General features: G+C 64.8%; 12 protein-coding genes. All 12 read left to right on the forward strand.

Features of this window, described 5'->3' with window-relative positions; genetic code table 11:
• The first annotated feature begins 9 nt into the window (after positions 1–9).
• The 12 genes from A2Z13_10890 (at position 10) to A2Z13_10945 (ending at position 9,603) form a co-directional block, all read left to right on the forward strand.
• Positions 10–942 (forward strand): multidrug ABC transporter ATP-binding protein, encoded by a 933-nt coding sequence (locus tag A2Z13_10890; protein OGP78326.1) that lies wholly within the window; start codon positions 10–12, stop codon positions 940–942.
• On the forward strand, positions 942–1,913 hold the full coding sequence (locus tag A2Z13_10895) for a multidrug ABC transporter ATP-binding protein (GenBank protein ID OGP78340.1): 972 nt from the start codon (positions 942–944) through the stop codon (positions 1,911–1,913). The genes A2Z13_10890 and A2Z13_10895 overlap by 1 nt, the downstream gene beginning before the upstream one ends.
• Entirely contained in the window at positions 1,910–3,043 is a 1,134-nt protein-coding gene (locus A2Z13_10900) for a hypothetical protein (GenBank protein OGP78327.1), read from the forward strand. Before A2Z13_10895 ends, A2Z13_10900 begins: the two co-directional genes overlap by 4 nt.
• A gap of 16 nt (positions 3,044–3,059) precedes the next feature.
• Positions 3,060–4,190: an ABC transporter permease gene (locus A2Z13_10905; GenBank protein ID OGP78328.1), complete on the forward strand. Its 1,131-nt coding sequence runs from the start codon at positions 3,060–3,062 to the stop codon at positions 4,188–4,190.
• Between the two features lie 140 nt (positions 4,191–4,330).
• Positions 4,331–4,978 (forward strand): hypothetical protein, encoded by a 648-nt coding sequence (locus tag A2Z13_10910; protein OGP78341.1) that lies wholly within the window; start codon positions 4,331–4,333, stop codon positions 4,976–4,978.
• Between the two features lie 111 nt (positions 4,979–5,089).
• The gene (locus A2Z13_10915; protein ID OGP78329.1) at positions 5,090–6,094 is read left to right on the forward strand and encodes a hypothetical protein; all 1,005 of its coding nucleotides are present in this window, start codon (positions 5,090–5,092) and stop codon (positions 6,092–6,094) included.
• Between the two features lie 14 nt (positions 6,095–6,108).
• Positions 6,109–7,026, forward strand: a complete 918-nt coding sequence (locus A2Z13_10920) for a cytochrome B5 (GenBank protein ID OGP78330.1) — start codon at positions 6,109–6,111, stop codon at positions 7,024–7,026.
• A 25-nt stretch (positions 7,027–7,051) separates the two neighbouring features.
• Positions 7,052–7,450, forward strand: coding sequence for a hypothetical protein (locus tag A2Z13_10925; GenBank protein ID OGP78331.1), 399 nt, complete (start codon positions 7,052–7,054; stop codon positions 7,448–7,450).
• Positions 7,451–7,483: 33 nt separating this feature from the next.
• Positions 7,484–7,786, forward strand: coding sequence for a hypothetical protein (locus A2Z13_10930; protein OGP78332.1), 303 nt, complete (start codon positions 7,484–7,486; stop codon positions 7,784–7,786).
• Positions 7,787–7,821: 35 nt separating this feature from the next.
• Positions 7,822–8,019, forward strand: coding sequence for a hypothetical protein (locus A2Z13_10935; protein ID OGP78333.1), 198 nt, complete (start codon positions 7,822–7,824; stop codon positions 8,017–8,019).
• A 70-nt stretch (positions 8,020–8,089) separates the two neighbouring features.
• The gene (locus tag A2Z13_10940) at positions 8,090–8,728 is read left to right on the forward strand and encodes a hypothetical protein (GenBank protein OGP78334.1); all 639 of its coding nucleotides are present in this window, start codon (positions 8,090–8,092) and stop codon (positions 8,726–8,728) included.
• A 77-nt stretch (positions 8,729–8,805) separates the two neighbouring features.
• On the forward strand, positions 8,806–9,603 hold the full coding sequence (locus A2Z13_10945) for a hypothetical protein (GenBank protein OGP78335.1): 798 nt from the start codon (positions 8,806–8,808) through the stop codon (positions 9,601–9,603).
• The last annotated feature ends 275 nt before the right edge of the window (positions 9,604–9,878 follow it).

A 9,878-nucleotide genomic window follows, 5' to 3' on the forward strand; every position in this document is an offset into this window, starting at 1 on the left:
GCGATTGTTTTGGAAGCCATCCGCACGAAGGACCTGAGCCGCCGTTTCGGTGACACGGTCGCGGTGGACTCCCTCTCGCTGTCGGTTGCGGAGGGAGAGCTGTTCGGGCTGGTCGGCCCGGACGGGGCCGGCAAGACCACCGTAATGCGCCTGCTCACCGCCATCCTCGATCCCTCGGGGGGAGAGGCGTGGGTGACGGGCCGGTCGGTCCGCACGGAGGCCGGAGAGATCCACAAGGAGATCGGGTACATGAGCCAGCGGTTCGGGCTGTACCCCGACCTCTCCGTTCTGGAGAACCTCCTCTTGTACGCCGACCTGTACGGGGTTCCCCGGCGCGGGCGGGAGGGCAGGTTCGAGGATCTGCTCTCCTTCAGCAACCTTGGCCCCTTCCGGAGCCGGCTGGCGGGGAACCTCTCCGGAGGGATGAAGCAGAAGCTCGGGCTTGCCTGCGCGCTCGTCCACACTCCCCGCGTCCTTTTCCTCGACGAGCCGACCAACGGCGTCGATCCCGTCTCCCGCCGGGAGTTCTGGCGAATTCTGTACCGCCTCCTGAGGGAGAAGGTCACGATCTTCGTCTCCACAGCGTACCTGGACGAGGCGGAACGGTTTCAGCGGCTGGCCCTCCTCCATCGGGGGAAGCTTCTGGCCGTGGGGGCGCCGGAAGAAGTGAAGGCCCTCTTCCCGGGGGCGATCCTGGAAGTGCGGTGCGCGGAGCCGCGGCGGGCGGTGGCGATTCTCCGAAAGGAGATCGCCGGCGCGTCCGTGGGGCTGTTCGGGGATCGCATCCACGTGGGGGCGCGGAATTCCGGATTCGCCGTGCGCGAGATCGAGAGGGCGCTTGCGAGCGCCGGCATCCCCTTTTCCCCGGTACAACCGGTCGAGCCCGCGCTCGAGGACGTCTTTGTCTCGGTGCTCTCGTCCGGGCAGGACGCGAGCCCGTGATCCCGGCGGACCGGGAGCTGTCGGTCACGGTGCGGAGCCTCGAAAAGCGCTTCGGGGATTTCATCGCGGTCAACCGGGTTACCTTCGACATCCGCAAAGGGGAGGTCTTCGGCTTCCTGGGACCCAACGGGGCGGGGAAATCAACCACCATCCGGATGCTGTGCGGGCTCCTTTCCCCCACGTCGGGCGAGGGGACGGTGGCCGGTTACGACCTGCGGACGGAACCGGAAAAGATCAAGCAGCACATCGGCTACATGTCCCAGCGCTTCTCCCTCTACGAGGACCTCACGGTCGAGGAGAACATCGATTTCTACGGGGGGATCTACCGGATTCCGGCGGAGAAGAAGCGCGACCGCAAGGAGTGGGTCATCGAAATGGCGGGGCTGTCGGATCACCGGGGGACGAAGACGGCGTTCCTTGCCGGCGGCTGGAAGCAGCGCCTTGCGCTGGGGTGCGCCATCCTCCACGAGCCCCCCATCCTGTTTCTCGACGAGCCCACCTCGGGGGTGGACCCGATAAGCCGCCGCAGCTTTTGGGACCTGATCTACGACCTGTCCGGGAAAGGAGTCACGGTCTTCGTGACGACGCACTACATGGACGAGGCGGAGAACTGCGACCGGCTGGGGCTCATTTACCGGGGCGAGCTGGCGGCGCTGGGGACCCCGGAGGAACTCAAGACCCGGCTGATGAAGGAAGAGGTGGTGGAGATCCGCTGCGAGCGGCCCCAGGACGCCATCGCGTTCCTGGAAGGTCTTCCGGGCCTGCGGAGTGCCGCCCTGTTCGGCACCGGGATCCACGCGGTCGTGGCGCGGGCGGTGGAGGCGGTCCCGCTGCTCCGGGAGGCGCTCGGGGCCAAGGGAGTTCCCGTCATGCGGGCCGAGCGGATCGCCCCGTCGCTGGAGGACGTCTTCGTCTCCGTGGTGGAGGAGAAGGACCGGCGAGAGAAGCCCTTTGAAGAGGTGCGGCGGTGAACCTCCGGCGGGTGCGAGCCGTGGCGCGCAAGGAGTTTCTCCACATCCGCCGGGACCCGCGCAGCCTCGGCATGGCGATCGCCATCCCGATGCTGATGCTGCTTCTCTTCGGAACCGCCCTGACGCTGGACGTCGACCGCGTTCCGATCGCGGTCTGGGACCAGAGCGGCTCGCCGGAAAGCCGGGAGCTGGTCAGCCGGTTCGAGGGATCCCGGTACTTCGACGTCCGCCTGCGCGCTGGCGGATACCGGGACATCGAGGGCGCGATCGAGGAGGGGAGCGTGCTGGCGGCGCTGGTCGTCCCCCGGGAGTTCACCGCCCGCCTGGCGGCGGGGCGCGAATCTCCCGTTCAGTTTCTCCTCGACGGGTCGGACTCGAACACCGCCACGATCGCCTTGGGATACGCCGAGGCCGCAGTCCGCGGTACCTCCCGGGACATCGCGGTGCGGGCGGCGGGGGTTGCCGCACAAGGACTTCTGCGCGACCCGCTCGAAATGCGCCCACGGGTCTGGTTCAACGCCGACCTGGAGTCGAAGAACTACATCATTCCGGGCCTGATCGCCGTCATCATGATGGTGATCGCGGCCCTGCTCACGTCGCTGACCGTGGCCCGGGAGTGGGAGCAGGGGACGATGGAGCAGCTCATCTCCACTCCCGTCACCCCCCGCGAGCTCATCCTGGGCAAGCTTCTCCCGTATTTTGCCCTTGGGATGCTCGACGTCGCCATCGCGGTAGGGATGGGGGAGTTCCTGTTCCGTGTGCCATTGAGGGGGAATCCGGCGATCCTGTTCGGGATGGCGGCCGTTTTCCTTGCCGGGTCGCTCTCCCTGGGGATGGTGATCAGCATCGTCACGAAATCGCAGCTGCTGGCGACCCAGATGGCGATGATCCTCACCTTTCTTCCGTCCTTCCTGCTGTCGGGGTTCGTCTATGCGATCGGGAACATGCCGAAAGCGATCCAGGTGGTGACCTATGCCATCCCCTCCCGCTACCTGGTATCCATCCTCAAAGGGGTTTATCTCAAAGGGGTCGGGTTTTCCGTGCTCTGGGGGGAGGCGGTGGCGCTGACGGTGTTCGGGGTGACGATCGTACTTCTTGCGAACCGGAAGCTCCGCAAGAAACTCGGGTGAGGGAGGAACGCTTCGGATGCCAGAGCGCCTGCGCCGCATGCTCGTCAAGGAATTCCTCCAGCTCTTTCGGGACCCGAAGATGCGCCGGATGGTCTTCCTGATGCCGATGGTCCAGGTCCTGGTCTTCGGCTACGCCGTCTCCACGGACGTGCGCAACGTCCCCACGGCGGTGATGGACTTCGATCGGAGCGTTTCCTCGCGGGAGCTGCTGTCGGGCTTTTCCGCCTCCGGCACCTTCCGGTTCGTGGCGGAAACGCGGGACACCGCGGCGGCCCAGGAGCTGCTCGACCGGGGAACGGTCGGGGCGATCCTGCGGATCGACCATGGTTTCGAGGGGGACCTGCGGGCGGGCCGGACGGCCAGTCTCCAGGTGATCGCCGACGGGACGGATTCCAACACCGCCCGGATCGCGCTCGACTACGCGGGGCGGATCGCCGGAAAATTCTCCGATCGGATCCTCCTGGCCCGCATGGCCCGCCTCCGTGGGGCCCTTCCCCCACCGGGCGGAGTCGCTCTCGTCTCCCGCGCCTGGTTCAACGAGAACCTGGAAAGCCGCAACTTCTACGTTCCGGGAGTGATCGCGCTCATCGTGATGCTTATCACGCTGATGCTGACCAGCATGGCGGTGGTGCGGGAGAAGGAGATCGGCACCATCGAGCAGATCCTCGTGTCGCCGATCACCCCCCTGGAATTTACCCTCGGCAAGACGCTCCCCTTCGCCTTGGTCGGATATGCCGACGTGCTGCTCATCGCCGCGATCGGGGTGTTCTGGTTCGACGTGCCGATCCGGGGAAGCCTGCTCCTGCTGCTCGTGGCGACGACCTTCTACCTGATGACCACGCTGGGGATCGGGCTCTTCATTTCCACGGTCAGCCGTACGCAGCAGCAGGCGATGATGAGCGTCTTCTTCTTTTACTTCCCTTGCGTGCTTCTGTCCGGCTTCATGTTCCCCATCGCGAACATGCCGACGGCCGTGCAGGTGCTCACCTACGCCAACCCCTTGCGGTATTTTCTGGTCATCCTGCGGGGAGTCTTCCTGAAAGGCGCGGGTGCGGATACGCTCTGGCCCCAGGTGGCTGCGCTCCTTGCCATGGGGCTGGTGACGCTCTTTTTCACCACGCGCCGGTTCCGCAAGACCCTCGCGTGAAAAAAACCGGCGGCTCGATTCTTTCGATGGCCAGATGATGATATTGATGTGTATCAATGTAAAAAAACCTGGCCCTGTGTGAAACTGGCGACATGGAAACCGAAAACAACGGCTCTCGGAAGCGCAAGAGGGAGGGGAAAATGAAAGGGTGGGCTGGAATCAGAAGCGTTGCCGTGGCGGTCATCCTCCTGACGTTATCCACCGCGGGGAACGGCCTGGCGCATTGCGATACGCTGGACGGCCCCGTCATAAACCTCGCCCGGCAGGCCCTGGCCAAGGGGGACGTGAAGATCATCCTGCCGTGGGTGGCGGCGGACAAGGAGGCGGAGATCCGGAAGGCGTTCGACCTGGCGATGGCGGTCCGGGGGAAGGGGGAGAAAGAGAAGGAACTGGCCGACAGGTACTTCTTCGAGACTCTTGTCCGGGTCCATCGGGAGGGAGAGGGGGCACCCTACACCGGGTTAAAACCCTCAGGGCTTGACATGGGTCCGGCGATCCCCGCCGCCGACAAGGCGCTGGAAACGGGTGACCCGAGGCCATTGCTCAAGCTGATCAACGAGAAGATCCATGAGGGAATCCACAAATACTACACGGAAGCGAAGGAGAAAAAAGCGCACGCGGGAGAGAGCGTGGAGGCGGGGCGCGCCTACGTGCAGGCCTACGTGCCGTACCTGCACTTCGTGGAGCGCCTCTATCTCGATGCGAGCACGCCTGTCACGCACGGAGGGGAAGAGGGAACGCATGATGCTCGCCTGAAACCGGGGGCGGCGGCGGAGCATAAACAATAAACGTTAACGGTGCGGGGGGGCGCGCCCCCCCGCGGTCGATCCGGTAGACGGCCGCTTCTCCGTTCGATGGGGGCGGCCACGGAATTCGAACTCGATCCCCGGAGGTATCCCATGCGCTACCTGATCCTGGGAAGCGGCCCGGCCGGAATCGCCGCCGCCAAAGCTATCCGCAAGGCGGAGAAGGACGCGGAAATCGTCATCGCAACGGAGGATCCCGACGTCCCGTATCTGAGGCCCCTCCTGCCCGACTTCATCGCCGGAGACATCACGCTCGCCGCCCTGTCCGACCCGCAGGCGGAGGATCTTGCCTTGAACGGAATCGAGGTCCGCAAGGGAAAGCGCGCCCGAAAGGTGGACGCGGACGGGAGAAAGGTGTTCTTCGATGACGGGACCGAGGAGGCGTACGACTTCCTGCTCGTTGCCACGGGAGGGAAACCGGTGCTGCCGACCCCGCTCGACCGGCACCCGGAGGCGGTCATTCCGTTCGATTCCTTGAGCGATACGAAGAGGATCCGGGAGCGTGCGGCAGGGCCCGGCCCCATCGTCGTGTACGGGCCGGGGTATGTGGGGATCGAGACGTGCCGGGCTCTGGCGCGACTGGGAAGGAAGGTGGTGTGGATCAAGCCGGCTCTCCCCCGGTTCGGCTACCCGATCTCGGGAGAGTTCGAGGCGAGCGTCCTCGACCAGGTCCGCAGCCGGGGGGTCCGTATCCAGGAGGGGGACGATATCGCCTCCATCCGCGAGATCGACGATGGCGCATTCGAGATCCGGGACCTGAGCGGGCAGGAGATCCGCTGCTCGATGATCGTGGCGGCCACAGAGCGGCTCCCTGCGGTGGCTTTCCTGAAAGGAAGCGGGGTGAAGGTTGGAACCGGGGTTGTCGTGGACGACCGACTGCGGACCAGTGCACCGTACATTTATGCGGCGGGAGACTGTGCGGAGCTGGTTGACGAGAAGACCGGCGAGGTCCGGATCAACTTCGGCTGGCGCAGCGCCATCCGGCAGGGGCAGCTGGCCGGCGAGAACATGGCCGGCGGCGGAAAGCTCTACATCCGGAATCGGCAGGATTACTTTTGGCTCCTCTTCGGCTCTTCGCTCCTCGACCGCACGAGGTGACCCGCAGGAGGCCGGTGCGGAGAGGGAAAGCTCTCCTTGCGGCGCTGGCCGTCCTCCTCCCGGCCCTGCTGTTTCCGGTCCGGGGATCCGGCACGGAGGAATACGCCGTGCGAACCGGAAAACCGTGCATCGCCTGCCACTTGAACCCGGCGGGCGGGGGAGATCTGACCGCGGAGGGGGTGGCGTTCCGGAAGGAGATGCGCTCTGCCGGCGGATCCGCGCAAAGGGGGGGCGGTTTGCGGATGGTCAGGTTCTTCGCCGGCCTGGTCCACCTCGTCACGGGGGTCCTGTGGTTCGGGACGATCCTTTATGTGCACTTACTCCTGAAGCCGGCGTACGCCGCGAAGGGACTCCCCCGGGGAGAGCTGCTGGTCGGCTGGATCTCGATCGTTCTCATGGCTGTCACGGGGGTCATCCTCACGGCCTTCCGGATTTCCTCCCTGGAGGCTCTCTTCCATACGAGGTTCGGAGTTCTCCTCACGGCCAAGATCGCCCTCTACCTTGTCATGGTGACAACGGCCGTCCTCGTGACCTTCGTCATCGGCCCCCGCCTGAAGAGGAGGCAGCAGACCGTCGACCAGCGGAAAAAGGACATGACCGCGGACGAGATCTCCCTGTTCGACGGGAGGGAAGGGAGGCCCGCCTATTTCGCCTTCCAGGGCAGGATCTACGACGCCACAGGCAGCGGGTTGTGGAAGAAGGGGAGTCACGTCGGCAAGCACCAGGCAGGGTTCGATCTGTCCGACGCACTGAAGCTGGCGCCCCACGGAGAAGACAAGATCGCATCGCTGCCTTTCGTCGGCCGTCTCCTGGAAACGGGGGAGGCAAGCAAGAAGCCCTTTCACGTGAGGGGTTTCTACTTCATGGCTTACCTAAACCTGGGCCTGGTTTTTTGCGTCCTGCTGATCATATCCCTGTGGCGCTGGTGGTGATCGCCGCGGGCGGGGAGGAGAGTCTATGAGTCCGACGACAATCCGCTTTCTCAAGGTCGGGATGGCCTATTTCATCCTGGGAACGCTGCTGGGAACCCTGCTGGTCGTGCCGGCCACCCGGGATCTCCTGTACAAGGCGTCCGGGGCGCAGTGGAGGCTGGCGCACACGCACCTCAACCTCGCCGGCTTCGTCATCATGATCATCTTCGGGATCGCGTATCACATCCTCCCGCGCTTCGCGGGAAAGCCGCTGCGCAGCGAGGCGTGGGCCTCGGCACACTTCTGGATCGCGGCGTCCGCCACGGCGGGGATGGCCATCGGCTTCATCGTGCCGGCTGCCGCGATCCTGCTTTGGGCTGGAAGCGTTGCACAGTTTTTCGGCATCGTTCTCGGAGTCGTCAACCTCTGGCTCACGATCCGGTGACGGCGCCCGGATAAGAAAGGAAGGGGGTATCCCATGTTTGACGCTCGGAAAGAGGCGGACTTTTCGCCCGACAGGCCCGTGTCCAAGCTTCTGTACGACTCCGACGCGATGCGCGTCGTCGTCTTCGGACTCCTGCCGGGGCAGGAGATCCCGCCCCACACGGCGCCTTCCCGCGTCGTGCTCCACATGGTGCAGGGGAAAGGCGCTTTTATCACCGGAAATGGCGAGCAGGCGGCCCAGGCCGGGGCTTTCGTCGTCACGGAACCGAACGAACCACACGGCCTCAAGGCGGTGGAAAAAACCGTCCTGCTGGCCGTCATCGCGCCCAGGCCGTAAAGCCGGGCGCTAACGCATCCAGGGAGGAATCGGTAATGGAAACCATCACCCGCAACATGGTCATCAACGACGTCATCAAGAAGCACCCGCAGACGATCAAGGTGTTCAACGATTACAAGGTGGACTCCTGCTGCGGCGGCGGGGCGCCGATCGAGACGACGGCGAAACGGGACGGCGTCGATATCGAGGGGCTGCTCAAGGCGCTGAACGAAGCCCTTGGGAAAATGGAATAAAGGGACACCCCCCGTGTGATAATTTTTCAACAGGTCTGCTGCGAGCATGCGGGAGGGCGAGGATGGGGAGATGAGAGAGAAAATCGCCTTCCTGGTCGTCTTCGCCGCCGCGATGGCTTTCGTCGAGGCGGCGGTCGTCATTTACCTCCGCGCGCTGATCGGCGGCGGCCCACTCTTCCCGATGAGGGACCTGCCGCCTGCGCTGCTGGCGGTGGAGGTCGCCCGGGAGGGAGCCACCTTGGTCATGCTGCTGTGCGCGGCTTCCCTTGCCGTCCGCGGAGGGGCGAGGCGGCTCGGCGCGTTCCTCCTTGCGTTCGCCGTCTGGGACATCTTCTACTACCTGTGGCTTTACGCAGCGATCGGCTGGCCCGCCGGCGTGACCGATTGGGACATCCTGTTCCTGATCCCGCTTCCCTGGGTGGGCCCCGTCTGGTCGGTGCTTCTCCTTTGCGCCGGGATGATCGGCTCCTCCGTTTTTTTCCTCCGGGCTCCCGAGGAGGCCCCCTTCGCTCCCGGCTTATGGGGGTGGGCGACCGGCGCGGCCGGCTCCCTGGCGGTCATCGGGACCTACATCTTCGAGTGGGTTAAGATCGGGTACGGGAGAGGAATCCCTTCCGGGTTTTCCCTTCCACCCTTCGTTCTGGGGATCCTTCTCCTTGCCGCATCGGGCTGGATCACGTACCGCAAGTCGCAAGGCCTCCCCCGATAGGACTCTTTCCGGGGCGCATCCCGGCGGAGGCGCCGCTCATCTACTTTAATAGGTTTTTTTAGGAAAGGAGCCGCCCGTTGGACTGGTTTCCGGCGATGATTGCCCGGTACGGCGGTGCGGCGATCTTCCTCGTCAGCTTCCTGGAGAATATCGGCCTTCCGTTCCCCGCTTTTCCGTTCCTTATGCTCGGGGGAGCCTTCTCGGTATCGGGGATTGTGTCGTTCCCTCTGGTCGTGGCAGGGGCGGTGGCGGGGGCGCTGGGAGCGGACATGATCTGGTACGTCGTAGGAAAATGGCGGGGGCGGGGGATCCTCGTGACCCTTTGCCGGATGTCGTTCAACCCGGATGTTTGCGTGGAGAGTGCCGTGGACCAGTTCCACCGCCGGAAGACCGCCACGATCCTGTTTGCGAAATTCCTCCCTGGTGTGAACACGATCATGCCCCCGCTGGCGGGGGTGGCCTCCGTCCCGCCGCACCGTTTTCTCGCCGCCGACCTGATCGGATCGCTGCTCTGGGCCTCGATCGGGGCGGGGCTCGGACGGATCTTCGGGAAGGAGATCGCCGAGCATGGCAAGGCGCTCCACGAAGGGATGGGATGGATCCTGGTGGGCGGCCTGGCCGCCTACATGGTGTGGAGGATCGCGTACCGGTACTACCTGATCCGGCATTACAGAGCCCCCCGGATCGGGGCGGATGAGCTGTACCGGAGGCAGTCGGAGCCGGAACCGCCTCTCGTGCTGGACCTTCGGCGGGACGACGATTACGAGCGGTCCGAACGGATGATCGAGGGGTCGTATCGTTTGCGGCCGGCGACCTTCCACCGGTTTGCCCATCACCTGCCGGCGGACCGGGACCTCGTCTTCTACTGTACCTGACCGGGGGAAGCCACCAGCGCCAGTCTGGCGCGGATCCTGATCAAGCGGGGGATCGACCGGGTGAGCGTCCTCCACGGCGGCTTCGACGCCTGGCTCGAACTGGGGCTTCCGACCGGACCCAAGGACCGCGAGTGGAAGGTTGGCGAGGCGCCCCCTAACCCTCTTGACGCTGCGAGGGGGGCGGGATTATAGTTTTCGTCTGCCGTCTTTTCGTTCCCTGGTAGCTCAACCGGCAGAGCGGGTGGCTGTTAACCACTAGGTTGCAGGTTCGAGTC

The sequence above is a fragment of the Deltaproteobacteria bacterium RBG_16_64_85 genome (assembly GCA_001798885.1).
GTDB lineage: Bacteria > Desulfobacterota > Deferrimicrobia > Deferrimicrobiales > Deferrimicrobiaceae > FEB-35.